The sequence below is a fragment of the Roseitalea porphyridii genome (assembly GCF_004331955.1).
Taxonomy (GTDB): domain Bacteria; phylum Pseudomonadota; class Alphaproteobacteria; order Rhizobiales; family Rhizobiaceae; genus Roseitalea; species Roseitalea porphyridii.
The window spans coordinates 2,358,640-2,384,771 of the sequence record NZ_CP036532.1 but is presented as its reverse complement, the minus strand read 5'-3'; the positions used below and the strand labels follow the sequence as shown (position 1 = coordinate 2,384,771).

The following is a 26,132-nucleotide window of genomic DNA, read 5'->3' as shown; positions in this document are numbered from 1 at the left end:
TGAATGCAAAACGAGACCATGAACACGGAAACAAATGATAATCCAATTCAGAGGGCTCACGACTATGCTTGGGGTTGGTTTACGTATCACGCCGAGCAACGTCTAAAGTCGTTCAGTTTCTTTTTTGTCTTGGTGGGTGCTCTAACAGCCGGCTACCTGACATCGATCGGGGCAAGCCATTGGCCGATCGCTGCGATGTTCGGCATTATGCTCCTTTTTTCCGCACTTCTGTTCTGGCGTCTTGATGCCCGAAATGCGGAGTTAATAAAGCTTGCAGAACAATACCTAAAGAAAAGCGAAATCAATTTGGCGGCTCATGTGGGCCAAGAAATATGTCTAGCCCACGAGGCGGACAAAGACACTACGCCTTTCAAGGTGTCTTTGTTCCCGAATATCCTTTCTACTTATAGGAAAGTCTTCCGTGCGATGTTCGTCATCGTGGTAGTGTTTTCCCTTTTCGCGACAGGATATGCGGTATCGACGGTTTGGTCCAACGGTGAAGGCGGGAATTTAGGTGGATCCGCAACGACAGATAACGCAGAGGGAGAATGACATGCCCGCAGCACCCGGTGAGAACCTCCGCATCGATGGCGACCGGCTGTGGGACGCCATCCATGCCATGGCCGAGATCGGGCCGGGCGTCGCCGGCGGCAACAACCGCCAGACCGTGACCGACGAGGACGCCGAGGGCCGCCGCCTGTTCCAGAAATGGTGCGAGGAGGCGGGCCTGACCATGGGCGTCGACGAGATGGGCACCATGTTCATGCGGCGCGAGGGCACCGATCCGGACGCGCTGCCGGTCTATGTCGGTTCGCACCTCGACACCCAGCCGACCGGAGGACGCTATGACGGGGTGCTCGGCGTGCTGGCCGGGCTCGAGATCGTGCGCACGATGAACGATCTCGACATCAAGACCAAACATCCGATCGTCGTGACCAACTGGACCAACGAGGAAGGCACGCGGTTTGCGCCGGCGATGATGGCCTCGGGCGTGTTTGCCGGCGTGCTCGACCAGGCGGACGTCTACGGCCACACCGACGCTGCGGGCAAGACGTTCGGCGACGAACTCGAACGGATCGGTTGGAAGGGCAGCGAGAAGGTCGGGGACCGCAAGATGCACGCCTTCTTCGAACTGCACATCGAGCAGGGGCCGATCCTCGAGGCCGAGGGCAAGGACATCGGCGTCGTGACGCACGGCCAGGGTCTGCGCTGGATCCAGTGCACGGTGACCGGCAAGGAGAGCCACACCGGCTCGACGCCGATGCCGATGCGCAGGAACGCGGGCAGGGGGCTCGCCCAGATCACCGAACTCGTCCACGACATCGCCATGTCGAACGCGCCCAACGCGGTCGGCGCGATCGGCCATGTCGACGTCTATCCCAATTCGCGCAACATCATTCCCGGCAAGGTCGTGTTCACAGTCGATTTCCGCAGCCATGAACTCGATACGCTCAACGGCATGGTCGACCGGCTGATGGCGCAGGCGCCCAAGCTGTGCGCCGATATCGGGGTCGAGTTCGAGGCGACAATCGTCGGCCAGTTCGACCCGCCGGCATTTGACGAGGATTGCGTGCGGATGATCCGCGAGGCGGCCGAGCGGCTGGGCTACTCGCACATGGACATCGTCTCGGGCGCCGGGCACGATGCGTGCTGGATCAACCGCGTCGCGCCGACGGCGATGGTGATGTGCCCGTGCGTCGACGGGCTTTCCCACAACGAGGCCGAGGAGATCACCAAGGAATGGGCGAAGGCCGGCGCGGACGTGCTGTTCCACGCCGTGGTGGAAAAGGCGGAGATCGTGGGGTGAGGCCGGTTTTGGTTTCTCCTCACCCAACCGCGACCAGGTCGCTTGCGCTCCCGGTCTCGCATCCCTCTCCCCAGTGGGGCGAGGAAGAACGCGTCGATGCCGGCGACTATTCCTTCTCCCCTCGGGGAGAAGGATACGAAGACACAATGAGCGGAGCGAATTGATGTCGAAGTTGGATGAGGGGGCATATGCGCCCAAACCAAGTCCGCACACCAAGACCTTTGCCCGCGCCATGCGCGCCGCACCGACGGATGCCGAGCATCTGCTGTGGTTCGAGCTTCGCAACCGCAGCCTCAATGGCTATCGGTTCAACCGCCAAGTGCGCATTGGCCGTTACATCGCTGATTTCGCCTGTCGTTCTCACAATCTGATCATTGAACTGGATGGCGGACAGCACTGCGAGAACGCCGATGATGAGCGACGCACGCGTGATCTGAACGCGCGCGGCTATTCGGTGCTGCGCTTCTGGAACGATGAGGTCGTCTTCGAACGCGGTGCGGTGCTTGATACGATCCTTGCCGTGCTCGACGGCCGGATCCATTCCCCCTCACCCGGCCTGCGCTTTGCGCTGGCCGACCTCTCCCCGATGGGGAGAGGAGAGCAGGCCTTCGGCCGCCACGCCCCACAATCGGGAGAATCCTCATGACCACCACCATCATCAAGAACGGCACCATCGTCACCGCCGACCTGATCTACAGGGCGGACGTGAAGATCGAGGACGGGGTGATCGCCGAGATCGGCCCGAACCTGTCGGGCGGGGAGGAACTGGACGCGACGGGCTGCTACGTCATGCCCGGCGGCATCGACCCGCACGTCCACCTCGAAATGCCGTTCATGGGCACCTATTCGACCGACGACTTCGAATCGGGCACGCGCGCGGCGCTGTCGGGCGGCACCACCATGGTCGTCGATTTCTGCCTGCCGAGCCCGGACCAGTCGCTGCTCGACGCGCTCAAGCGCTGGGACAACAAGTCGACGCGCGCCCATTGCGACTATTCCTATCACATGGCGATCACCTGGTGGGGCGAGCAGGTGTTCAACGAGATGCCGGAGGTGGTGAACCGGGGCATCAACACGTTCAAGCACTTCATGGCCTACAAGGGCGCGCTGATGGTCAACGACGACGAGATGTTCGCCTCGTTCCAGCGCTGCAAGGAGATCGGCGCGATCCCGCTGGTCCATGCCGAAAACGGCGATGTCGTTGCCGACCTTCAGCGCCGGCTTATGGAGGAGGGCAACAACGGCCCCGAAGGCCACGCCTATTCTCGCCCGCCCGAGGTGGAGGGCGAGGCGACCAACCGCGCCATCATGATCGCCGACATGGCCGGCGTGCCGCTCTATGTCGTGCATACTTCCTGCGAGCAGGCGCACGAGGCGATCCGCCGGGCGCGGCAGAAGGGCATGCGCGTCTGGGGCGAGCCGCTGATCCAGCATTTGACACTCGACGAGAGCGAGTATTTCGACAAGGACTGGGACCATTCGGCACGCCGCGTGATGAGCCCGCCGTTCCGCAACAAGGCCCATCAGGACTCGCTGTGGGCCGGGCTGCAGGCCGGCTCGCTGTCGGTGGTGGCGACCGACCATTGCGCGTTCACCACCGATCAGAAGCGCACCGGCGTCGGCGATTTCACCAAGATCCCGAACGGCACCGGCGGGCTCGAGGACCGCATGCCGATGCTGTGGACCAACGGGGTCAACACCGGCCGGCTGACCATGCAGGAATTCGTCGCGGTCACCGCGACCAACATCGCCAAGATCCTGAACATCTACCCCAGGAAGGGCGCGATCCTGGTCGGTTCGGACGCCGACATCGTCGTCTGGGATCCGAACAAGGAAAAGACGATCACCGCCTCCACGCAGCAATCGGCGATCGACTACAACGTCTTCGAAGGCAAGCATGTGAAGGGCCTGCCGCGCTTCACGCTGACAAGGGGCCGTGTGGCGGTCCATGACGGCGAGGTGCGGGGGCAGGAGGGCCACGGCCAGTTCGTCGAGCGCCCGCCGAACAATCCGGTCAACCGCGCGCTGTCGACCTGGAAGGAACTGACGGCGCCACGCAAGGTGGAGCGCACCGGCATTCCGGCGAGCGGGGTGTGATGGCTGGCGTTGTGACCATCTTCCGCACGGATCGTGCCCCCATCCATGATCGGTCACGCGATGTGGGGCGTGGCTCCACCGATTGCCTAGGGCGCCTGGCATGACCGACACGATTTCAACCCCCACCCTTCATCCCTCCCCCGCAAGCGTGGGAGGGAAGACCTCGGCACCGCGCCGTCTTGTCGGCCTTGGCGCCTGGCCCGGAGCGTTGTCAGATTGCGGGATGTCGATGTCCCCCCTCCCACGCTTGCGGGGGAGGGGTGAGGGGTGGGGGTTCCTGCCTCGATCGGGAGGGAGACCATAGATGCTCTCCCCGTCGCCCCAATCGGAAACGGTCATCGCCGCCGACAATCTCGATCTGGTGTTCCAGACCAATGACGGGCCGGTGCACGCCCTGTCGGACATCACGCTCGACATCCAGAAAGGCGAGTTCGTCTCGCTGATCGGCCCCTCGGGCTGCGGCAAGACCACGCTTCTGCGTGTCATCGCCGATCTGGAGCACCCGACTGGCGGGTCGATCACTGTCAATGGGCTCACGCCGCACGAAGCCCGGCTCAAGCGCGCCTATGGCTATGTGTTCCAGGCCGCCGCGTTGTTTCCGTGGCGGACGATCTCCGACAACGTCGCGCTGCCGCTCGAGGTGATGGGGCTTTCGAAGGCCGAGCGGAACAAGCGCGTCGCCGAGAACCTCGAACTGGTCGATCTTGCCGGGTTCGAGAAGAAGTTTCCCTGGCAGCTTTCGGGCGGCATGCAGCAGCGGGCCTCGATCGCCCGTGCGCTTGCCGTGCAGCCGGACATGCTGCTGATGGACGAGCCGTTCGGGGCCCTGGACGAGATCGTGCGCGATCATCTGAACGTGCAGCTTCTGAAGCTTTGGGCGCGGACCAACAAGACGATCGTCTTCGTCACGCACTCGATCCCCGAGGCGGTGTATCTTTCGACGCGGATCGTGGTGATGAGCCCGCGTCCGGGACGCATTCACGAAATCATCGACTGCGATCTGGGGCAGGACAGACCGCTCGACATTCGCGAGGATCCCAGATTTCTGGAAATCGCCCATCGCGTCCGCGAAGGGCTGGCGGCGGGGCATGCGTATGATTGAGGGTACGGCACGACTTACCCCTTCGCCCCGCTGGACGGGGAGAAGGTGCCCGAGCAGAGCGAGGGCGGATGAGGGGCGGCGCGACGGATTCCCCCTCACCCAACTGCGACCAGCGCGCGCCCTGCTTGCGCGGTCTTCGTATCCCTCTCCCCGCAAGCGGGGCGAGGGAACAGCCAAGGATTGCCGATGATCCGCGCGCGCCTGATCCCGATCGCCACGGTCGTCGCCGTGATCATCGGCGTCTGGTATCTGGCCGCGATGTTCCTGAACGCGCCGTTCGAACAAAATCGCGCCGAGCGGAGCGGCGAGACGCTGACCCTCACCGAAATCATCCCGCTGACCATGGCCCAGCAGCGCCCCGTTCTGCCGGCGCCCCATCAGGTGGCGGTCGAGATCTGGGACACGACGGTGATGAAACCCGTCACCTCCAAGCGCTCGCTGATCCATCATGCCTGGATCACCCTGTCGGCGACGTTGCTGGGCTTCGTGCTTGGTACCGCGCTCGGCATCGCGCTGGCGGTTGGCATCGTCCATTCGCGCGTGCTCGACAAGTCGATGATGCCGTGGATCATCACCTCGCAGACGATCCCGATCCTGGCGCTGGCGCCGATGATCATCGTCGTCTTCAACTCGGTCGGCGTGACGGGGCTGCTGCCCAAGGCGTTGATCTCGACCTATCTTTCGTTCTTCCCCGTCGCGGTCGGCATGGTGAAGGGGCTGCGCTCGCCAGAGACGATGCATCTGGACCTGATGCGGACCTATTCGGCGAACCGGACGCAGACATTCTGGAAGCTGCGCTGGCCGTCCTCGGTGCCGTTCCTGTTCACCTCGATGAAGATCGGCATTGCCGCGAGCCTCGTCGGCGCGATCGTCGGCGAGCTGCCGACCGGCGCGGTCGCCGGGCTAGGCGCGCGGCTGCTGGCGGGGTCCTATTACGGGCAGACCGTGCAGATCTGGTCGGCGCTGATCGTCGCCGCGATCATGGCCGGGCTGCTGGTCGGGCTGATCGGCTGGATCGGCGCACGGGTCAATGCGCGCATGGGCGTCAAGGAGGTGGCGGCGTGAACGGCGCGATCGTTACCCCCACCCTTCATCCCTCCCCCGCAAGCGTGGGAGGGAGGACCTCGTCACCACGCGTTTCCCGGCTGCATCGCGCCGGACTCGGAGCGTCGTCAGATTGCGGGATCTCGATGTCCTCCCTCCCACATTCATGGGGGAGGGGTGCGGGGTGGGGGCGAGGCTCCGCCGCTTCCGGAAGGTCTCCCGCATGACCGACACGACGCTTCTTGTCGCCGCGATCGTGTTCTGGCTTGCCGCCTGGTACACCAACACGCGGCTGGCCGCGCTAAAGCCGGAGACCGGGGCGATGAAGATGGTGGTGAACCTCGCCATCCCGGTGCTGTTCGGCGCGGCAATCCTGGCGCTGTGGGAGGGGATCACGCGCGGGCTCGACGTGCCGCCGGTTATCCTGCCGCCGCCGTCGATGATCTGGGATCAGGTGACGAACTCGGTCCCGACGCTGTGGGCCGACTTCGTGCAGACCTATCTGAAGGGCGTCCTGTCGGGCTACGTCATCGGCTGTTCGCTCGGCTTTGCTGTCGCCGTGCTTGTCGACCGGTCGCCGTTCTGGAAGGCGGGCGTGTTGCCGATCGGCAATCTGGTCTCGGCGCTGCCGATCATCGGCATCGCGCCGATCATGGTGATGTGGTTCGGTTTCGACTGGCAGTCCAAGGCCGCCGTCGTCGTGGTGATGACCTTCTTTCCGATGCTGGTGAACACGGTCGCTGGGTTGAACGCGGCCGGGCACATGGAGCGCGACCTGATGCACACCTATGCGTCCACGCGCACCCAGTCGCTGATCAAGCTGCGGCTTCCGGCGGCGATGCCCTTCATCTTCAATGCCTTGAAGATCAATTCGACGCTTGCGCTGATCGGCGCGATCGTCGCAGAATTCTTCGGCACGCCCATCGTCGGCATGGGCTTCCGCATCTCCGCCGAGATCGGACGGCTCAATGTCGACATGGTATGGGCCACGATATTCGTCGCCGCGCTGGCCGGCTCGCTCTCCTATGGCCTGATAGCCCTGATCGAGCGGTCGGTGACGTTCTGGCACCCGTCGATGCGAAGCGAGCGACCATAAGACGGGATGAGGGTGCCAAATTCGAAATGTCCATGAGCAAACAGGGAGAACCAAAAATGCGCAAATGGATTGCACTGACCGCCGGGACCGCGATGGCGCTGGTCGCCACCTCGGCCGCCAACGCCCAGAACAACGAACTGACGCTGCAGCTCAAATGGGTCACGCAGGGCCAGTTCGCCGGCTACTACGTCGCCAAGGACAAGGGCTTCTACGAGGAAGCCGGGCTCGACGTGACGATCAATCCGGGCGGGCCGGACATCGCCCCGCCGCAGGTGATCGCCGGCGGTGGCGCCGACGTGATCGTCGAGTGGATGCCGGCCGCGCTCGCCGCGCGCGAGAAGGGCGTGCCGCTCGTCAACATCGCCCAGCCGTTCGAGCGTTCGGGCATGATGCTGACCTGCCGCGCCGAGACGGGCATCGAGAGCCCCGAGGACTTCCGCGGCAAGACGCTGGGCGTGTGGTTTGCGGGCAACGAGTTCCCGTTCCTGTCGTGGATGAGCCAGCTCGGCATTCCGACCGAGGGCGGCGATGACGGCGTCGAGGTCCTGCGTCAGGGCTTCAACGTCGACCCGCTGATCCAGGAGCAGGCCGACTGCATCTCCACGATGACCTACAACGAGTACTGGCAGGTCATCGACGCGGGCTTCTCGCCGGACGATCTGGTCGTGTTCAACTATACCGACCAGGGCGTGGCGACGCTCGAGGACGGGCTCTACACGACCGAGGAGAACCTCGAGGACCCGGCCATGGTCGACAAGCTGGCGAGCTTCGTCGCGGCCTCGATGCGCGGCTGGGAGTATGCCTGCGAGAACCAGGAGGAAGCCGCCGAGATCGTTCTGGAGAACGATGCGACGGGCGCCCAGACGATGGAGCACCAAGTGCGCATGGTCGGCGAGATCTGCAAGCTGGTCGGCGAGTCCGACGGCACGCTCGACGTCTCGGCCGCCGGCACCACGGTCGACTCGCTGCTGTCGGGCGGTTCCGATCCGGTGATCACCGAAGCGCCCGAAGGCGCCTGGACCGATGCCGTCATGGAGAAGGTGCGCGGCATGTAATCGATCGCGGCAATTCGATCCGCAAAGGCCGTCCCGCCCGGCGGGGCGGCCTTTTTTGCGCAATGGCGCGTCATCGCGGCATTCACACGGCGTCATTCCGGAATCCACGGGTCAGGACCGCGAAATGAACTCCGGATTCAAGTCCCGGAATGACGTGGAGAAGCGTGTCAGAAACAGCTTCAGAAAAAATTTGACCTTTTGATCAAATTATTGAAAGCTTCCTCGAAAGGGCCGGCGGCCGGCAAGAGCCGCGAAGCCCGGGGTTCTCGGAGGGAGATCCGCGCCATGGCGCAAGACCGACTGTCACCGGACATTCAGGCCGGGCGTTTGCCGGCCAGCCAGTATTCCGAAAACTTTGACGATCTGCACGAACCGCTCGATCGGCACGAGGCCGTCGTCGAGGCCGACCGGTGCTATTTCTGCTACGACGCGCCGTGCATGCAGGCGTGTCCGACCTCCATCGACATTCCGCTGTTCATCCGGCAGATTTCGACCGGCAATCCGAACGGCGCGGCCAAGACCATCTTCGACCAGAACATTCTGGGCGGCATGTGCGCGCGCGTGTGCCCGACCGAGACGCTGTGCGAGGAAGTGTGCGTGCGCGAGGTGGCCGAGGGCAAGCCGGTCAAGATCGGCCAGTTACAGCGGTTCGCGACCGACAACTTCATGGAGACGGTGGATCGCCACCCCTATGAGCGGGCGGCACCGACCGGAAAATCCGTCGCCGTGGTCGGCGCCGGGCCGGCCGGCCTGTCCTGCGCGCATGCGCTTGCGCGACGGGGTCATGACGTGACGATCTTCGAGGCGCGGCAGAAACCGGGCGGTCTGAACGAGCACGGCATCGCGGCCTACAAGACGACGAACGGTTTCGCGCAGGAGGAGGTCGACTTCATCCTGGGCATCGGCGGCATCACCGTCAAGCACGGCTCGGCTCTCGGCCGCGACATCACGCTGGGCGAACTGGCGAGCGACCATGACGCGGTTTTCCTCGGGATGGGCCTGCCGGGCGTCAACGATCTCGGCCTTGAAGGCGACGATGCCGACAACTGCCTGGACGCGGTCGCCTATATCGAGCGGCTCCGGCAGACCGACGATCTGTCGACGCTGCCGGTCGGACGCAACATCGTCGTCATCGGCGGCGGCATGACGGCGATCGACGTGGCCGTGCAGACCAAGCTTCTGGGCGCTGAGACAGTGACGATCTGCTACCGGCGCGGACCCGAGCAGATGAACGCCTCGCAATACGAACAGGACGTCGCCCAGACGCACGGAGTGACCATCCGCCACTGGCTGCAGCCGCAGGCGCTTCAGCGCAACGAGGCTGGAGAGGTGACCGGCATTACGCTCGAATACACGGCAATGAACGGGACGCTCTCCGGCACCGGCGAAACGGTGACGCTGCCCGCCGATCAGGTGTTCAAGGCGATCGGCCAGAAACCGGTCGAGGGGCTGTTCGGCGGTGTCGATCTGGAACTGGCCCGGGGGCGGCTGGTGACCGACGCCTACCGGAAGACCTCGCACGCCAAGATCTGGGCCGGTGGCGACTGCATCGAAGGCGGCGATGATCTGACCGTGGTCGCGGTCGAGGACGGCAAGATCGCTGCGGCATCCATCCACGAAGCGCTGACGGGGTAGGGTGGTGGTTTACCGGTCGGTACCTGGTACCCCCACCCCTTACCCCTCCCCCGCAAGCGTGGGAGGGAAGATCTTGGCGGCGCGCTGTCTCGTCCGCCTCGGCGCCGGGCCCGGAGCGCCGTCAGGCCGCGTGATGTCGATGTCCCCCCTCCCACGCTCGCGGGGGAGGGGTGAGGGGTGGGGGCGGCCCGCCACAATCGCCCGACGAAAGTCACGCCCATGCTGACCCACATCCATTTCCAGACCATCGGCGTGGTCGACATGGCGCGGGCCGTGGCGTTCTACCGCGACATTCTGGGCATGAGCGTCGAGCGCGATGCGCCTTATGGCGACAGCCGCTGGATCTTCATGGCGATACCCGGCGCGCGCACCATGCTGCATTTCGACCAGCGCGCCACGATCGAGCCGCAGGACAAGCCGGCGCTGATCCTTGCTGCCGATGATGTCGACGCGGTGTGCGACGATCTGAAATCGAAGGGCGTCGACATCCATTCCGGCCCCGATGACGCGCCCTGGGAACCGGGCGTGCGCTGGGCGATGATCCACGACAGCGAGGGCAATCTGGTCCTGCTGCAGACGGTTGCCGGGCAATGATGATGGTGGCCGGTCACAGCAGAGCGACGAAAGCGTCGACGGAAAGGCCGGCCTTGTCGAGCACGTCTCTCAGTGTTCCGGGCGCAATGGTGCGTGATCCATGGACGGGAACGATGACCTTCGAACCGGCTTGGCCAGGCCTGCGCATCATGTGGTGGCTGCCGCGAACGCGAACCAATTCAAAGCCGGCCCGTTCGAGTGCACGAACCGTGTCCTTGCCGCTGACCCGGGGCAGCCGCGCCATGGCTCGTCTAGGCGGCGACGCTAAGCGATCTTATGAGTGTCGCAACATCCTCCGGGATCTCCTCGCCTTCATCGCGTCGAACGTCAAGCGCCAACTCAATCGCCTCGCGGGCATTGGCCATCGCTTCGGCCTCGTTAGCGCCGTAGCTGACCACCTCGGGCAGGGCCGGAACGAGCACGGTAAAGCCGCCTTCGGGCTCGGGGCGAAGCTGGACGGTGAATCGGTGCTCACGGCTCATCTGGAACAAACCCTGATTGGCATGGGGAATAGGATGCATTCTAGCGCAAGCGCGCCTGCTCATCAAACCTGAAGGAGACCGCCATGGCAGACCTCACAACCAGCTTTCTCGGCGTTTCCTCGCCCAACCCCTTCTGGCTGGCCTCGGCGCCGCCCACCGACAAGCAGTACAATGTCGAGCGCGCCTTCGAGGCCGGCTGGGGCGGCGTCGTCTGGAAGACGCTGGGCGAAGCGGGACCGCCGATCGTCAATGTCAACGGGCCGCGCTACGGCGCGATCTGGGGGCCGGACCGGCGGCTTCTGGGCCTGAACAACATCGAGCTGATCACCGACCGCGACCTCGAGGTCAATCTGCGCGAGATCGAACAGGTCAAGAAGAACTGGCCGGACCGGGCGATGATCGTCTCGCTGATGGTGCCGTGCGAGGAAGAGCCCTGGAAGAACATCCTCAAATGCGTCGAGCAGACCGGCGCGGACGCGGTCGAACTCAACTTCGGCTGCCCGCACGGCATGAGCGAACGCGGCATGGGCTCGGCCGTCGGCCAGGTACCCGAATATATCGAGATGGTCGCGCGCTGGTGCAAGCAGCACTCCGATCTGCCCGTCATCGTCAAGCTGACGCCGAACATCACCGACATCCGCTATCCGGCGCGGGCGGCGAAGGCCGGCGGTGCCGATGCCGTCTCGCTGATCAACACGATCTCGTCGATCGTCTCGGTCGACCTTGATTCCATGGCGCCCGAGCCGACCATCGACGGCAAGGGTTCGCATGGCGGCTATTGCGGGCCGGCAGTGAAACCGATTGCGCTGAACATGGTCGCCGAGATCGCCCGCGATGCCGAAACGCGCGGCCTGCCGATCTCGGGCATCGGCGGGGTCACCACATGGCGGGACGCGGCCGAGTTCATCGCGCTCGGGTGCGGCACGGTGCAGGTCTGCACGGCGGCGATGACCTACGGGTTCAAGATCGTCCAGGAGATGATCGCCGGTCTCGAGGCATGGATGGACGAGAAGGGCCATGCCGGGATCGAGGATTTCCGCGGCATGGCGGTGCCCAACGTCACCGACTGGCAGTATCTGAACCTCAATTACGTCACCAAGGCGCGGATCAACCAGGATCTGTGCATCTCGTGCGGGCGCTGCCACATCGCCTGCGAGGACACCTCACACCAGGCGATCACCAACATGGTCGACGGCGTGCGCAAGTTCGAGGTGATCGACGAGGAGTGCGTGGGCTGCAATCTGTGCGTCAATGTCTGCCCGGTCGATGACTGCATCACCATGGAGCAGATCGCGGGCGTCGATCCGCGCACGAAAAAGCCGATCGACCCCAACTACGGCAACTGGACCGAGCACCCCAACAACCCGTCGGTCTTCAAGGAGGCGGCGGAGTAGGGATCCCTTGGAACCCCCACCCCTTACCCCTCCCCCATGAATGTGGGAGGGGAGGCATCAGCACCGCACCAGCGCTGCCGGTTTCCGCGCCTGGCCGAAAAGCCGATTGTGACGGCATGGTGTCCGTGTCCCCCTCCCACATTCATGGGGGAGGGGTAAGGGGTGGGGGTTGGCGAAGCGCCAGCCGCAGGAACCCCAACACCGCTTCGCGCATCCGGGGCGTTTCTTCGTGGCCGGTGTCCGGCGACGTCAACACCGTCAGCGCATCCGAAACGCCTTGCGATTCATAGGCCTGGCGCAGTCGGGTGAGCGCCGGATTCAAGGCATCGGGCGGGGTGAGGGGATCGCGCGCACCGCTCGCCACCAGTTGCGGGCGTGGCGCCACCAGCGCTGCCACATCCCCCATGTCGCCCTTTTCCAGAAGGCCCGGCACGGTCATGTAGATGCCGTGCGGATCGTGCGCGCCGGTCCCGATCAGCGGGCCGATATCGGCGAACGCGCACATGTGCGCGCAGGCCGCGATGCGGTCGTCGAGCGCGGCGAGCCAGTAGGCATGCGTCGCCCCCATGGACAGACCGAGCGTGGCGATCCGGGCCGGATCGATCGACGGGTGAGCCGCAAGCGCATCGAGTGCGGCGGTCAGATCATCGAGCATCCGACCGAACAGGGTACGTCCGCGCCACAGCGCCGCCTTGGCGAGCGCGCTTTCCGTGCCTTCGGCCTGCCGCGCGCCGAAGCCGGCCATGTCGATGCAAAGGACCGCAAAGCCCGCGCGGGCGAGCACCGGGCCGTAGGGCGGCTCTTGCAGCGCCGGCCGGCCCTCCATCAACTCGGCTGCGCCGATCCCATAGCGGTTGCCGTGCGCATGGCAGTAAAGGACCGCGGGCAGCGGGCCAGTCGTGCCGGCCGGCGTGACGAACATGCCCGGAAGCGTCCGGTTTCCGCTCGTCACCGCGATCCGGTGCAGGTCGAACCCGTCATGGGCGGTCGTCGAGACCGTGCGCATCGCCGCCGTTTCGTCCCGCCGGTCGGCGGTTCGCAGCAGCACGTGGAGTTCGGCGCGCGTCAGGTCTGCCATGCACGCATCCCCTTTCGGGCCGTTGCGTTTCCATCTACTGGTATACTAGTACTCTCGAAACCGAGGAATGTTCAATGCGACAGACATGGCGCTGGTTCGGACCGGTCGACAAGGTGACGGTCGCTGACGCGCGTCAGGCCGGCGCGGAGGGGATCGTCACGGCGCTCCATCACGTACCGACGGGCGTGGTCTGGTCGGTCCAGGACATCAAGGAGCGCCAGCGCGAGGTCGCGACGCATGCCGATGGCACGCCGACGGGGCTCGCCTGGGAGGTGGTCGAGAGCCTGCCGGTCTCCGAAGCCATCAAGACGCAGTCCGGCGACTGGCGCGGTGATCTGGAGCGCTATGCCGAGAGCCTGGGCAATCTCGCCGCCTGCGGCATTCACACCGTGTGCTACAATTTCATGCCCGTTCTCGACTGGACGCGGACCGACCTCGCCGCGCCGACGCAGCAGGGCGGCCGGGCGATGGTCTTCGATCTGGTCGATTTCGCCGCCTTCGACATGCACATCTTGCGCCGGGCCGGCGCGCGCGCGGACTATCCCGAAGCGGTGATCGCGGCGGCCGCCGACCGGTTCACGCGGATGGGCGCGGCGCGGCAGCAGGCGCTCGCCGCCAACGTCACGGCGGGCCTGCCCGGGGCGGCCGAGCACTGGTCGCTGGAGGACGTTCGAGCCCGGCTCGCCGATTATCGCGACATCGATGCGGCGCGGCTGCGCGAGCGCCATGTCGCCTTCCTCAAGGCGATGGCGCCGGTCGCCGAGGATCTCGGGGTCCGGCTCTGCTGCCATCCCGACGACCCGCCATGGCCGTTGCTGGGGTTGCCGCGCGTCTGGTCGACGGCCGATGACGTGCGTCATGCCTTCGACGCGGTGCCGAGCCCGGCGGTCGGGCTCACGCTCTGCACCGGCTCGTTCGGGGCCCGCGCCGACAATGACATCGTCTCCATGGTGCGCGAATTCGGCCCGCGCATCCACTTCGTCCATCTGCGCAATGTGACGCGCGCTGCCGACACGGTGCCGTGCAGCTTCGTCGAGGACGAGCATCTCGCCGGCCAGACCGACATGGTGGCGGTGGTCGACGCGCTGCTCGCCGAGGAACGCCGGCGCGCGACGGAGGGCCGGGCGGACCGGCAGATCCCGATGCGGCCCGATCATGGCCACGACATTCTCGACGATGTCGCGCGTGGGGCCCAGCCCGGCTATCCGGCAATCGGCCGGCTGAAGGGCCTTGCCGAATTGCGCGGCGTGATGGCCGCGCTCGAGGCGCGTCATGCCGCGGCCTGAGACCTATCGCGCGGGCTTCGATCCCCAGACCGTGTTCGCCGATGTCTCGGTCGAACCGGGCAGGGCGATCGGCCCGCAGATCTACGAAGTGCTGCGCTCGCGAATCATCGACAACCGGCTGCCGCCGGGCGCGGTCGTTTCCGAGGCGGAGGTCGCGCGGCTGTGCGACATCAGCCGCACGCCGCTGCGTGCGGCGATCCAGCGACTGGCGGCCGAGGGTCTGGTCGTCGTGCGGCCGCAGGTGGGCACCGTCGTCGCCCCGCTCGATCAGGCGCGGCTCGAGGAAGCGGTGTTCGTGCGCACGGCGATCGAATGCGCCGTGGTGCGGCGGCTCGCCGAACGCCGGGCCGACCTTTCGGAACTGTCGTCGACGATCGAGCGGCAGCGTGCTGCCGCCGCGCGCGACGACTACATGACCTTCTTTCGCCACGATGAGGCGTTTCACGCGCGCCTTGCGGAGATCGCGGGCGTGCCGAACGCCTGGGGCGTCATCCAGTCGATGAAGGCGCATGTCGACCGCCAGCGGCTGCAACTGATGTCGTCGATCAAGGGCCGCTCGGCGACGGCCTTCGATCAGCATCTCGCCGTGCTCTCGGCGATCGGGGCCGGCGACCCCGATGCGGCCGAGAAGCACATGCGCGAGCACATTCATTCAGTATTCATTTAGGGCTTGCAACGCCGACGGTGCCGGGCCACGATCCGCTTCGAACGACGATGGCCCGCTTGCGGGGCACGGCAAGGTGTACTAGTATACCAGTAAATCTTTGGGAGGAGATACCATGATCCAACGCACATCGAAGACCTTCGTGCTGGGCGCCGCCGCCTTCGCGCTGATGGCCGGCACGGCGATGGCCGAGACCGAATTGCGCATCACCTGGTACAATGACGGCAATGAAGGCGAGGTGATGCGCGACCTGCTCGACCGGTTCGAGGAGCAGAACCCCGACATCACCGTCGTGCTCGACACCGTGCCCTACAAGGCGATCCTCGAAAGCCTGCCGGTGCAGCTTGCCGCCGGCGAGGGCACGGACCTTGCGCGCGTCACCGACCTTGGCGGGCTCGCGCAATACTATCTCGACCTGACGCCCTACATCTCCGATCCCGAATACTGGGAGACAAATTTCGGCCCGTTCCTGGAATGGAAGCGCGAACCGGGCAATGACAGCGCGATCACGGGCTTCATGACGCAGCTCACCGTCACCGGTCCTTACGTCAACAAGACGCTGTTCGAGCAGGCCGGCGTCGAAATGCCGGGCGAGGGCGCGACATGGGACGACTGGGCCGAAGCGTCCAGCCAGGTCGCCGAAGCCACGGGCGTGCCCTATCCGATGGCATGGGACCGTTCGGGCCACCGCGTTTCGGGCCCGGCCATTTCGATGGGCGCGCAGATGTTCACCGACGATGGCGAGCCCGCGCTGGTCGATGACGGACTGAAGATGATGGCCACCAAGCTTTACGAGTGGCACGAGGACGGCACCATGCCCAAGGAGCTCTGGGGCTCGGTCTCCGGCTCGCAGTATCTGGGCGCCAACGAGGATTTCGCCAACGCCAACGTCGTGATGTACATGTCCGGCTCCTGGCAGATCCCGCAGTTCGCCGAGACGATCGGCGATGCGTTCGACTGGTGGGCAGTGCCCGCGCCGTGCGGCCCGGCGGCCTGCACCGGCATGCCCGGCGGTGCCGCGCTCGTCGCGCTCAAGGACACCGATCATCCCGAGGAAGTGGGTATGCTGATGGACTGGCTGTCGAGCGAAGAGGTCCTTTCGGAGTTCTACGCCCGCACGCTGTTCATTCCGGGCCATCTGGGTCTCGCCGAGAGCGGCGTCGACTTCGAGACCGACGACCCGCGCGCCAAGCACGCACTGTCGACGTTCGCGGCGGCCGTGCCTTCGATCTCGCCGATCGCCTTCGATCTTCAGGGCTACATCAACAACCGCGTGATGTTCAACGCGCTGATCTCGCGGCTCGGCGAGGCGATCGTCGGCGAACTGACGCTCGACGAAGCCTTCGAGCGGATGGAGCAGGACGTTGCCCAGCAGATCGCCGAGCGCGAGCGTGATGGCTGATCGGCGGTCTCCGACCGACTGACCTGACGAGCGGGCGCGGCCGGCCGGTCGCGCCCGAACCTTTCCCGGCTCGCGCCGCGAAAAGGATCGCGCCATGGCACTCAACGACGTCGCACAGCCCGAAACGGTCACCATGACCGATCGCGCCAAGGCCCTGGCCGCCTGGCCGATCAAGCTCGTTGCGACAGTTCTCGACGTGCCCTTCCGCTTCATCCAGCGGATCTTCGGCATCGGCGCGATGCCCTACTTCTTCATCCTGCCGAACATGATCTTCTTCGGCACCTTCGTGGTGCTGCCGCTGTTCATCAACTTCGCCTTCTCGGTGACCGGCGGCACCGACCTGTTCCTGGCCGACCGGCCCTATGTGGGCGCCGAGCAGTACGAGTATCTGGCCGCCTGCGCCAACCATCTCGACCCGACCACGTGCCGCGAGGACCGGTTCTGGCGCGGCATCTACAACACGATGGTGTTCGTCTTCTTCCAGGTCTCGCTGATGGTGCTGTTCTCGCTGATCACCGCGCTGATCCTGAACCGCGACATCCGCTATCGGGGCTTCTATCGGGCCGCCTTCTTCTTCCCGGTGCTGCTGTCGCCGGTGGTCGTGGCGCTGATCTGGAAGTGGATCCTGCTGCGCGACGGCGTGCTGAACGCCGGGCTCGTCGGGCTCGGCCTCGATCGCATCCTGTTCTTCGTCGACCCGCAATGGTCGATGTTCTGGGCGATCTTCGTGTCGATCTGGGCCAATATGGGCTTTTACACGCTGATCCTGCTGGCCGGGCTGCAGGCGATCCCGCCGGACCTCTATGAAGCGGCGGAGATGGACGGCACCAAGCCCGAGCGCGTGTTCTGGCGCATCACGCTGCCGCTTCTGTGGCCGAACATGCTGGTCGTCATCGTGCTGGCGCTGATCAAGTCGGTGCAGGTCTTCGACGAGGTGTTCGTTCTGACCGGAGGCGGGCCGGGCACGGCGACGCAGTTCATCGTCCAGTACATCTATACGACCGGCTTTGCATCGCAGGTGCAGAATTTCGGGCTGGCGGCCGCCGCCTCGGTGGTGCTGGGCGTTGTCCTGTTCGTGCTGACGCTGCTGCAACTCGCCGTGGTGCGTAACAGGGATAAGGCGTGATGGCGGACGTTGCGGCGACACCGAACCGGACGCTGGGCGGCATCCTGACCGCAACTCGCGGCAATGGCCGTCTGCACTGGACCGACGTCTTCACCTACGTCTACCTGGTGCTCGGCGTGGCGCTGATGTTCGGCCCGGTCGTCTGGCTGGTGCTGTCCTCGTTCAAGACACAGGCCGGCCTGCAGGAGTTCCCGCCGACGCTTCTGCCGCTCGGCCAGATCGAAGTGCAGGTCGAGGGCTATGACCAGCCCCTGCCACTGTTCGAGGTGACCTTCGACGACGGCACCGTCAGGGAGATGGCGCAGGTGCGGCGCATCGGCATCGTCTCGCAGATGGTCGATCCCGACGAGCCCGGCGAAACCGTCCAGGTGCCGATCGACCAGCGCGAGCCGGTGCGGGAGATGCGGATCGCCTGGGAGAACTACACCAAGCCGCTCGAGACGTTCAATTTCCTGACCTACCTCAACAATTCGGTCATCGTGACGGCGGCTGCGACGTTGATCACGCTGCTGATCAACTCGATGGCCGCCTACGGGCTGGCCATCTACGAGTTCAAGGGGCGCAATGCGGTGATGCTGTTCGTCATCGGCACGCTGATGATCCCGATCACCATCATCCTTGTGCCGACCTATCTGGTCGTCACCCAGCTTGGGATGGTCAACACGCTGTGGGCGGTGATCATACCGGGCTGCGCGACGCCGACGGGCGTGTTCCTGCTCAGGCAATACATGCTGACCATTCCGCGCGACCTGATCGAGGCGGCGCGCATGGACAAGGCCTCCGAATGGCAGATCTACTGGCGCATCGTGCTGCCGCTGTCGCTGCCGGCGATCGCCGTGCTCGCCATCTTCTCGGTGATGTGGCGCTGGAACGACTTCCTGTGGCCGCTGATCGTGCTCAACCGCTCGGAGGTCTACACGCTGCAGATCGGCCTGAACGCGTTCCAGGGCGAACTGAACGTGCAGTGGCATTTCGTGCTGGCGATGACGGTCGTGGCGCTGATCCCGGTGACGATCGTGTTCGCCTTCCTGCAGCGGTTCATCACGACGGGCATCGCCTCGTCGGGCATGAAATGACGCGCATGCGCCCGCTCATCTTTCTCGATCCCCACCCGCGCACCGAAGAAATGGTGTTCACGCCCGATGTGGAGGCGGCGCTCGGGCGGATGGGGCGCGTCGTCCATCATTTCGGGGGCCGGGCGCCGGACGATCTGGTGGAATCGGTGCTCGACGAGGTGGCGATCATCATCGGCCAGACGGCGATGGACCGCGACCGGCTCGACCGGGCGACGAACCTCAAGGCGATCATCAACGTCAAGGCGAACTGGGAGCCCAATGTCGACTATGCCCACGCGCAGGCGCTCGGCGTCCAGGTCCTGACCGTGGCGCCCGTCATGGGGCGTCCGGTGGCCGAATACTGTCTGGCGCAGGCGATCAATCTGGCGCGGGGTTTCGTGGCGGCCGATGCCGCGTTCCGGGCTGGCACCGAGCGCTATGGCGGAGCGGGCAACCGCGCCGCTTATTCGCTCTTCGATGCGCCGGTCGGCCTGATCGGCTACGGCAATCTGGGTCGGGCGCTGACGCCGCTTCTGCGTCCGTTCACCAGCCGGATCGCGGTGCACGATCCGTTCCTGTCGGACGCCTATCTGCGGACGCAGGGCCTTGAGCCGGTGTCGCTCGACGCCCTTCTGGCATCGAGCCGGTTCGTCTACATCCTGGCCGGCGCAACCAGCGAGAACGAAGGTTTCCTGTCCGCCGCAAAGCTCGCCGCGATCGGCGACGGCGCCAGCGTCGTCCTTGGCTCGCGGGCTGAGGTGGTGGATTTCGACGCGCTGCTTGCCGAGGCGGATTCGGGCCGGTTGCGCGTGGCGGTCGACGTCTTTCCCGAAGAACCGGTGCCGGCGGACAGCGCCTGGCGCGCGACGGCGAACGCGCTGTTCACGGCGCATCTGGCCGGGGGCATGGCCTCGACCTATGCGGCGATGCGCGAGATGGTGCTCGACGATGTGGCGCAGATCCTCAAGGACCTGCCGCCGATGCGCCTGCAACGGGCCGAGCCGCGCCAGGCGGCAATGGCGCGCAGCCGGTAACGGACAGATGACGGGGGTCAGGTGACAGAAATCCAGCTCAACAAGGTGCTCAAGGCCTATGGCGATGTCGAGGTGATCCACGGCATCGACCTGCATGTGAATTCGGGCCAGTTCGTCGTCTTCGTCGGCCCGTCCGGCTGCGGCAAGTCCACGCTTTTGCGGATCATTGCCGGGCTCGAGAACGTCACGGGCGGTGAGGTGGTCATCGACGGCGCGGTGGTCAACAATGTCACCGCATCCGAGCGGGGGCTTGCCATGGTGTTCCAGTCCTACGCGCTCTATCCGCACATGACGGTCTACAAGAACATGGCGTTCGGGCTCGAGAACTCGAAGATGCAGCGTTCGGAGATCGACGCGCGGGTGCGCGAGGCGGCCGACATGCTGCAGATCACGCCCTATCTCAACCGGCGGCCGAAGGCGCTGTCGGGCGGCCAGCGCCAGCGGGTCGCCATCGGCCGGGCGATCGTGCGCGATCCGAAGGCCTTCCTGTTCGACGAGCCGCTGTCGAACCTCGATGCCGAATTGCGGGTCGCCATGCGCAAGGAACTGGCGGCGCTGCACAACAAGCTCGGCGGCACGATGATCTATGTCACGCACGACCAGGTCGAGGCGATGACGCTCGCCGACGTGATCGTCGTGCTCAATGCGGGCCGCGTCGAACAGCAGGGCACGCCGCTCGAGCTGTACAACCGGCCGGAGAACACGTTCGTTGCCGGCTTCATCGGCTCGCCGCGCATGAACCTGATGGAGGCGTCCGTGGTGATGGGAGATGATGGCGGTCTCGATCTGATGGCCGGCGGCACCCATCGCATCGCGCTGCCGCCGGTTTCCGGTCTTTCGCCGGGCGACAATGTGACCTTCGGCATCCGGCCCGAACATCTCGAAATCGTCGACGCGGACCGCGCCGACATGTCGGCGACAGTCGATCTGACCGAACAGCTTGGCGGCGAGACCTATCTGTTCTGCACGCCCGAGGGATTGCCGCAGATCACCGTGCACCAGCTCGGACAGTTCCCCGTCTCCGAAGGCGAGAGGGTGCATCTGCGCCTCAAGCGCGAGGTGCTTCATCTGTTCGGCGAGGACGGCAAGGTGATCGCCAACGGCGTGCCCGAGCCCGAAGCGGCGAACGGGGCGGCCTGATGTCAGAAGCCCCGTTCGGCGTCGGTGTCGTCGGCACCGGCATGGCGGCCAAACCGCACGCGCTGGCGCTGCGCGATCTGTCGGACCGCATCGCGGTGCGCGGCGTCTATTCGCGCACGGCCGAAAGGCGCGCCGCCTTCTGCGCCGAGCACGGTTTTGCCGAGGCGGCCTCCATCGAGGCGCTGGCGAACGATCCGGACGTGCGCGCCGTCATCGTGATCACCCCTCCCAACCAGCGCGCCGAGTTGGTCGAGCGGTTCGCGAAGGCCGGCAAGGACATATTGATGGAAAAGCCGGTCGAACGGACGAGCGAGGCGGCGCGCGCCATCGTCGAGACCTGCGAGAAGGCCGGCGTGCAGCTCGGCATCGTCTTCCAGCATCGATTCCGGCAGGCCTCGCAAGTGCTTGCAAAGCTTGTGTCTTCGGGCGATCTGGGCGCGATCGGGCTGGCGCGGGCGTCGGTGCCCTGGTGGCGCGAGCAGAGCTATTATGACGAGCCGGGGCGCGGCACCTATGAACGCGACGGCGGCGGCGTGCTGATCAGCCAGGCGATCCATACGCTCGACCTGATGCTGTCGATCACAGGGCCCGTGGCCGAGGTGCAGGCGGTGGCCGGCACGACGCCGTTCCACACCATGGAGGCCGAGGATTTCGTCGCCGGCGGGCTGCGCTTTGCGAACGGCGCGATGGGCTCGGTGATGGCGACGGTCTCGGCCTTTCCCGGGGAGGCCGAGTCGATCACGCTCGACTGCGAGAAGGGCGCCGCGCACCTGCAATCGGGCACGCTGACGGTCCACTGGCGCGACGGGCGCACCGAGACCTTCGGCGAGGCGGCCGACGGCACGGGCGGCGGCGCCGACCCGATGGCGTTCCCGTTCGACTGGCACCGCGACCTGATCGCCGACTTCGTCGATGCGGTCGAAGTGGGCCGGCCGCCGGCGGTAACCGGGCGCGACGCGCTGAAGGTGCACGATCTGATCGACGCGCTGGTTGCTTCCTCGCGGGAGCGGCGCGCGGTCGAAATCAACAACAGGGACTGATCCATGAGCGAATTGACGGTCGGGGTGATCGGCGTCGATCACCGCCACATTTACGGCCAGTTGCAGGGCATGCTGGATGCGGGCGCAACCTGCAAGGGCTGGTGGACCGAGGGCGATCCGCAGCCGGTCGAGGGCTTCGTCAAACGGTTCCCGGACGTGCCGCGCGTTGCCGAGCGCGGTGACCTTCTGCACGATCCGGACATCGACCTGATCCTGCTTGCCGACATTCCGGCCCGCCGCGCCGACCGGGCGGTCGAGGCGATGCATGCGGGCAAGGACGTGATGACCGACAAGCCCGGCTGCACGACGCTCGACAAGCTCGAGGCGATCAGGGCGACCGTCGCCGACACGGGCCGGATCTGGTCGATCGACTTTTCCGAGCGTTTCGAGGTGCCGGCCAACCAGAAGGCGGCCGAGCTGGTCGCCGAGGGCGCGATCGGCACGGTGGTGCAGACGGTCGGCCTTGGCCCGCACCGACTCAACCGGGCCACGCGGCCCGACTGGTTCTTCGTCGAAGACCGGTATGGCGGCGTGCTGACCGATATCGCCAGCCACCAGATCGACCAGTTCCTGTTCTTCACCGGCTCGGACGATGCCGAGATCGTTGCGTCCTCGGTCGGCAATTTCGCCAATCCGGACAATCCGGGCCTTCAGGATTTCGGCGAGATCCTGCTGCGCTCGGACAAGGGCAGCGGCTATATCCGCGTCGACTGGTACACGCCCGACGCGCTGCCGACCTGGGGCGACGGCCGGCTGACGATCCTGGGGACGGAGGGCACGATCGAGATGCGCAAATATGTCGACATCTGCGGGCGGCCGGGGACAGATCACGTCTTTCTGGTCAATGGAGAGCGGTACGAGTACTTCGACGCTTCGGCCGAGAAGCTGACCTATTTCGAACGGCTCGCCGCCGACGTGCGCGACCGCACCGAGACGGCGATGAGCCAGAGGCACTGCTTCAAGGTGATGGAACTGGCGCTCAAGGCGCAGGCGCAGGCGGCGCGCCTTGGCCATCTGAAGGGCTGACCCATGCTGCGCGTCGCGATTCTTGGAGCCGGGATCGGCCAGCAGCACATGGCGGGCTACCTTCAGTTGCTGGACAGGTGGCAGGTCGCCGCCGTGTGCGACCTCGATGCGGCCAGGGCCGACCACATCGCCGCGCAGGCGCCGGGCTGTGCCGTCACCGCCGATCTGGACGGTCTGATCGCCGACCCGGCGATCGACGTGATCGACATCTGCCTGCCGCCGCACCTGCACGGGCCGGTGGCGATCGCGGCGCTGGAAGCGGGCAAGCATGTGATCTGCGAAAAACCGCTCGCCGGCTCGGTCATCGAGGCCGACACGATGGCCGAGGCGGCCCGCAAAGCCGGCCGGCTGCTGGCGCCGGTGTTCCAGTACCGCTACGGGCGCGGCCTCTATCAGCTTGCCGAACTGCAGAGGCGCGGGCTGACCGGCCGGCCGCTGGTGGCGACGCTCGAAACCCACTGGAACCGGGGCGCGGACTATTACGCGGTGCCCTGGCGGGGCAAATGGGAGAGCGAGCGGGGCGGGGCGGTGCTCGGCCACGCGATCCACGCGCATGATCTGATCACCAGGTTTTTGGGGCCGGTGACCGAAATCGGCGCCATCGCCGACACGCGCGTCAATTCGATCGAGACCGAGGACTGCGCCGCGCTGGCCATGCGCTGTCAGAGCGGTGCGCTGGTGACGTCGTCGATCACGCTGGGCGGGGCGCGCGACACGTCGCGGCTGCGGTTCGTGTTCGAAACCCTGACGGCCGAAAGCGGCCGCAATCCCTATGCGCCGGGGGCCGACGACTGGACGTTCGAGGCGCGCGCGCCGCTCGAACAGGCCGAGATCGACGCGGCGCTGGCCGAATGTGGTGACGAGATCGACGCAAGGCCGGTCGGCTATGCGGGCCAGTTCGCCGCGATCGCCGACCATCTGGAAGGGCGCGAGGCGGCCATGGTCACCGCCCAGGACGGGGTGCGCTCGATCGAACTGGTCGCCGGCGTCTACAAGGCGGCGCGCGGCGGGGCGATGGTGGCCCTGCCGCTTGACCGGGCCGATCCGATCTGTTCGGACTGGACGCCGGACATCCCCAAAGGAGCCTGACGCCTTGCAATTTGCCCAGATCAACGGGATCACGCTGCACTATCAGATCATCGGCGCGCCGGAAGGCAGGCCGGTGCTGGTCTTCGCCAATTCGCTCGGCACGGACTTCCGCATCTGGCGCGATGTCATCGTGCGGCTTGTCGGCGAGGTTGGGATCGTCCTTTACGACAAGCGCGGGCACGGCCTGTCGGACGCGCCGGACGGGCCTTATGCGATGGACGATCATGTCGCCGATCTTGCCGGCCTGCTCGACCATCTGGACGTGAAGAAGGCGACGGTCTGCGGGCTGTCGGTCGGCGGGATGATCGCGCTCGGCCTGTTCCGGGACCGGCCCGATCTGGTCCGCTCGCTGATCCTGTGTGACACCGCGCCGAAGATCGGCACGGAAAAGCTGTGGAACGACCGGATCGACACGGTGCGCGAGAAAGGCCTCGCGGCGCTCGCCGATCCGGTCATGGAGCGCTGGTTCACGCCCGACTTCCGCCGGCCGGACAATGCCGAATATCAGGGCTATCGCAACATGCTCACGCGCCAGCCGGTTGCGGGCTATGCGGGCACCTGTGCGGCGATCCGCGACGCCGACCTGACCGACGTGGCGCGCACGCTGACCGTGCCGGCGTCCTGCGTCGTCGGCGACCAGGACGGCTCGACACCGCCCGATCTGGTCGCCGCCATGGCCAAGGCGATCCCCGATGCACGTTTCGACGTGATCAAGGATTGCGGGCACATTCCCTGCGTCGAGCAGCCCGTCGCGCTCGCCGACATCATCCGCGCCTTTCTCGGCGGGCCAGGGAAGGGGACCGGTTAACCGGTCTCCGACAGGCAGGTCTCGAAGGCGGACGCCATCTCGCCGATCAGTTCGAAGTAGAGGCCCGGGCCGGGGGTCAGCGTCGCGCCGAGCGGATCGAGAACGCCGGAACGCGCCTCGGTGCCCTCGGTGACCACGTCGATGACCCGAGGCTCGAACTGCGGCTCGGCGAACACGCAGGCCGCGCCCAGTTCGCCGATCCGCTCCTTGATCTCGCGCAGCCGATCCGGGCCCGGCGACACTTCGGGGTTGATGGTGATCGCACCGGCCGCCGACAGGTCGAACCGGTTCTCGAAATACTGATAGGCGTCGTGGAAGACGATGAAGCCGGTCTCCGCATGCGGCGCCAGCCGCGCGGCGACATCGGCTTCGAGTGCGTTCAGCCGTTCGATGGTGGCGCTTGCATTTTCGGCGTAGGCGGCCGCGTTTTCGGGATCGGCCTCCGACAGCGCGGCCTCGATCGCGGTGACGAAGGCTGTCGCGTTTTGCGGGTCGAGCCAGAGATGTGCGTCGTGGACGTGGCCGTCATCGTGGCTGTGTTCGGCATGGTCGTGGTCGTCGTGCGCATGATCATCATGCGCGTGATCATCGTGGGCGTGATCGTCGTCGTGGGCGTGATCGTCATGGTCATGGTCGTCATCATGGGCATGGTCGTCCGCGCCATGCCCGTGATCATGGTCATGATCGTGGGCTTCAAACGCGCCGCCCTCGCGCAACTCCAGCAGCGTGGCGCCGTCCGTTTCCATCAGCGCGACGTGCGTGGCGTCGGCCGACAGCGTGTCGAGCGTGCCATCGAGGAAGGTCTCGAGGACCGGGCCGATCCAGAACACCAGATCGGCGTCCTGAAGGGCGGCCGCTTCCGAGGGCCGCAGATTGTAGCCGTGCGGCGAGGCCGCGCCCTCGATCAGAAGGTCCGGCTCGCCGACGCCGTCCATGACGGCGCTGACCAGTGAATGGACCGGCTTGATCGAGGCGACCACGTCCGGCGCGGCGAACGCCGGCGTGGCGACCAGGGCGGTGGAAAGGGCAAGACTTGCGGCGAAACGGCGTGTGGGCATGGTGTCTCCTTGGCAGTGCC

26 protein-coding genes are annotated in these 26,132 nt (G+C 65.8%); 22 read left to right on the top strand and 4 right to left on the bottom strand.

What is annotated here, in order from left to right; all coding sequences use genetic code 11:
* Window positions 1–3 precede the first annotated feature (3 nt).
* The 10 genes from E0E05_RS11630 (at window position 4) to E0E05_RS11585 (ending at window position 10,430) form a co-directional block, all read left to right on the top strand.
* A complete protein-coding gene (locus E0E05_RS11630; protein ID WP_131616866.1) occupies window positions 4–552 on the top strand; it encodes a hypothetical protein in 549 nt (182 codons plus the stop codon).
* A 1-nt stretch (window position 553) separates the two neighbouring features.
* Window positions 554–1,807, top strand: coding sequence for a Zn-dependent hydrolase (locus E0E05_RS11625; protein ID WP_131616865.1), 1,254 nt, complete (start codon window positions 554–556; stop codon window positions 1,805–1,807).
* Between the two features lie 163 nt (window positions 1,808–1,970).
* Window positions 1,971–2,453: an endonuclease domain-containing protein gene (locus E0E05_RS11620; protein WP_131616864.1), complete on the top strand. Its 483-nt coding sequence runs from the start codon at window positions 1,971–1,973 to the stop codon at window positions 2,451–2,453.
* Window positions 2,450–3,904 (top strand): dihydropyrimidinase, encoded by a 1,455-nt coding sequence (gene hydA / locus E0E05_RS11615; RefSeq protein ID WP_131616863.1) that lies wholly within the window; start codon window positions 2,450–2,452, stop codon window positions 3,902–3,904. The genes E0E05_RS11620 and hydA overlap by 4 nt, the downstream gene beginning before the upstream one ends.
* 304 nt (window positions 3,905–4,208) lie before the next feature.
* A complete protein-coding gene (locus E0E05_RS11610; RefSeq protein ID WP_131616862.1) occupies window positions 4,209–5,006 on the top strand; it encodes an ABC transporter ATP-binding protein in 798 nt (265 codons plus the stop codon).
* A 186-nt stretch (window positions 5,007–5,192) separates the two neighbouring features.
* A complete protein-coding gene (locus E0E05_RS11605; RefSeq protein ID WP_131616861.1) occupies window positions 5,193–6,071 on the top strand; it encodes an ABC transporter permease in 879 nt (292 codons plus the stop codon).
* A gap of 202 nt (window positions 6,072–6,273) precedes the next feature.
* Entirely contained in the window at window positions 6,274–7,146 is an 873-nt protein-coding gene (locus E0E05_RS11600) for an ABC transporter permease (RefSeq protein ID WP_131616860.1), read from the top strand.
* 56 nt (window positions 7,147–7,202) lie between these two features.
* Window positions 7,203–8,201: an ABC transporter substrate-binding protein gene (locus E0E05_RS11595; RefSeq protein WP_131616859.1), complete on the top strand. Its 999-nt coding sequence runs from the start codon at window positions 7,203–7,205 to the stop codon at window positions 8,199–8,201.
* A gap of 285 nt (window positions 8,202–8,486) precedes the next feature.
* Window positions 8,487–9,836, top strand: a complete 1,350-nt coding sequence (locus E0E05_RS11590; RefSeq protein ID WP_131616858.1) for an NAD(P)-dependent oxidoreductase — start codon at window positions 8,487–8,489, stop codon at window positions 9,834–9,836.
* Between the two features lie 219 nt (window positions 9,837–10,055).
* Window positions 10,056–10,430 carry a VOC family protein gene (locus tag E0E05_RS11585; RefSeq protein WP_131616857.1) on the top strand — a complete coding sequence of 125 codons (375 nt, stop codon included), beginning with the start codon at window positions 10,056–10,058 and terminating at the stop codon, window positions 10,428–10,430.
* A gap of 13 nt (window positions 10,431–10,443) precedes the next feature.
* On the opposite strand, the gene E0E05_RS11580 is transcribed toward E0E05_RS11585, so the two are convergent.
* Window positions 10,444–10,674 (bottom strand): type II toxin-antitoxin system HicA family toxin, encoded by a 231-nt coding sequence (locus E0E05_RS11580; protein WP_131616856.1) that lies wholly within the window; start codon window positions 10,672–10,674, stop codon window positions 10,444–10,446.
* Window positions 10,675–10,681: 7 nt separating this feature from the next.
* Complete coding sequence (locus E0E05_RS11575) at window positions 10,682–10,912, bottom strand: type II toxin-antitoxin system HicB family antitoxin (protein WP_131616855.1); 231 nt, start codon at window positions 10,910–10,912, stop codon at window positions 10,682–10,684.
* Window positions 10,913–10,995: 83 nt separating this feature from the next.
* On the opposite strand from E0E05_RS11575, the gene preA reads away from it, so the two are divergent.
* Window positions 10,996–12,306: an NAD-dependent dihydropyrimidine dehydrogenase subunit PreA gene (gene preA, locus E0E05_RS11570; protein ID WP_131616854.1), complete on the top strand. Its 1,311-nt coding sequence runs from the start codon at window positions 10,996–10,998 to the stop codon at window positions 12,304–12,306.
* Between the two features lie 142 nt (window positions 12,307–12,448).
* Here the strand turns inward: preA and E0E05_RS11565 are convergent, their stop codons facing one another.
* On the bottom strand, window positions 12,449–13,384 hold the full coding sequence (locus E0E05_RS11565; protein ID WP_131616853.1) for an alpha/beta hydrolase family protein: 936 nt from the start codon (window positions 13,382–13,384) through the stop codon (window positions 12,449–12,451).
* 74 nt (window positions 13,385–13,458) lie between these two features.
* Between E0E05_RS11565 and uxuA the strand changes: the two genes are divergently transcribed.
* The 11 genes from uxuA (at window position 13,459) to pcaD (ending at window position 25,054) form a co-directional block, all read left to right on the top strand.
* Window positions 13,459–14,670, top strand: a complete 1,212-nt coding sequence (uxuA, locus tag E0E05_RS11560; RefSeq protein WP_131616852.1) for a mannonate dehydratase — start codon at window positions 13,459–13,461, stop codon at window positions 14,668–14,670.
* Window positions 14,657–15,337 (top strand): GntR family transcriptional regulator, encoded by a 681-nt coding sequence (locus E0E05_RS11555; protein WP_131616851.1) that lies wholly within the window; start codon window positions 14,657–14,659, stop codon window positions 15,335–15,337. Before uxuA ends, E0E05_RS11555 begins: the two co-directional genes overlap by 14 nt.
* A 112-nt stretch (window positions 15,338–15,449) precedes the next feature.
* Window positions 15,450–16,736 carry an ABC transporter substrate-binding protein gene (locus tag E0E05_RS11550; RefSeq protein WP_131616850.1) on the top strand — a complete coding sequence of 429 codons (1,287 nt, stop codon included), beginning with the start codon at window positions 15,450–15,452 and terminating at the stop codon, window positions 16,734–16,736.
* A gap of 94 nt (window positions 16,737–16,830) precedes the next feature.
* Window positions 16,831–17,862: a carbohydrate ABC transporter permease gene (locus tag E0E05_RS11545; RefSeq protein WP_131616849.1), complete on the top strand. Its 1,032-nt coding sequence runs from the start codon at window positions 16,831–16,833 to the stop codon at window positions 17,860–17,862.
* Window positions 17,862–18,938: a carbohydrate ABC transporter permease gene (locus E0E05_RS11540; RefSeq protein WP_131616848.1), complete on the top strand. Its 1,077-nt coding sequence runs from the start codon at window positions 17,862–17,864 to the stop codon at window positions 18,936–18,938. Before E0E05_RS11545 ends, E0E05_RS11540 begins: the two co-directional genes overlap by 1 nt.
* A 5-nt stretch (window positions 18,939–18,943) precedes the next feature.
* A complete protein-coding gene (locus E0E05_RS11535) occupies window positions 18,944–19,951 on the top strand; it encodes an NAD(P)-dependent oxidoreductase (protein ID WP_158629353.1) in 1,008 nt (335 codons plus the stop codon).
* A gap of 21 nt (window positions 19,952–19,972) precedes the next feature.
* On the top strand, window positions 19,973–21,091 hold the full coding sequence (locus E0E05_RS11530; RefSeq protein WP_131616846.1) for an ABC transporter ATP-binding protein: 1,119 nt from the start codon (window positions 19,973–19,975) through the stop codon (window positions 21,089–21,091).
* Window positions 21,091–22,131 carry a Gfo/Idh/MocA family protein gene (locus tag E0E05_RS11525; RefSeq protein ID WP_131616845.1) on the top strand — a complete coding sequence of 347 codons (1,041 nt, stop codon included), beginning with the start codon at window positions 21,091–21,093 and terminating at the stop codon, window positions 22,129–22,131. Before E0E05_RS11530 ends, E0E05_RS11525 begins: the two co-directional genes overlap by 1 nt.
* 3 nt (window positions 22,132–22,134) lie before the next feature.
* Window positions 22,135–23,157: a Gfo/Idh/MocA family protein gene (locus E0E05_RS11520; RefSeq protein ID WP_131616844.1), complete on the top strand. Its 1,023-nt coding sequence runs from the start codon at window positions 22,135–22,137 to the stop codon at window positions 23,155–23,157.
* 3 nt (window positions 23,158–23,160) lie between these two features.
* The gene (locus E0E05_RS11515; RefSeq protein ID WP_131616843.1) at window positions 23,161–24,246 is read left to right on the top strand and encodes a Gfo/Idh/MocA family protein; all 1,086 of its coding nucleotides are present in this window, start codon (window positions 23,161–23,163) and stop codon (window positions 24,244–24,246) included.
* Between the two features lie 4 nt (window positions 24,247–24,250).
* A complete protein-coding gene (gene pcaD, locus E0E05_RS11510) occupies window positions 24,251–25,054 on the top strand; it encodes a 3-oxoadipate enol-lactonase (protein WP_131616842.1) in 804 nt (267 codons plus the stop codon).
* On the opposite strand, the gene E0E05_RS11505 is transcribed toward pcaD, so the two are convergent.
* Complete coding sequence (locus E0E05_RS11505) at window positions 25,051–26,112, bottom strand: zinc ABC transporter substrate-binding protein (protein ID WP_131616841.1); 1,062 nt, start codon at window positions 26,110–26,112, stop codon at window positions 25,051–25,053. The two genes, pcaD and E0E05_RS11505, sit on opposite strands and share 4 nt — an antisense overlap.
* Window positions 26,113–26,132 lie beyond the last annotated feature (20 nt).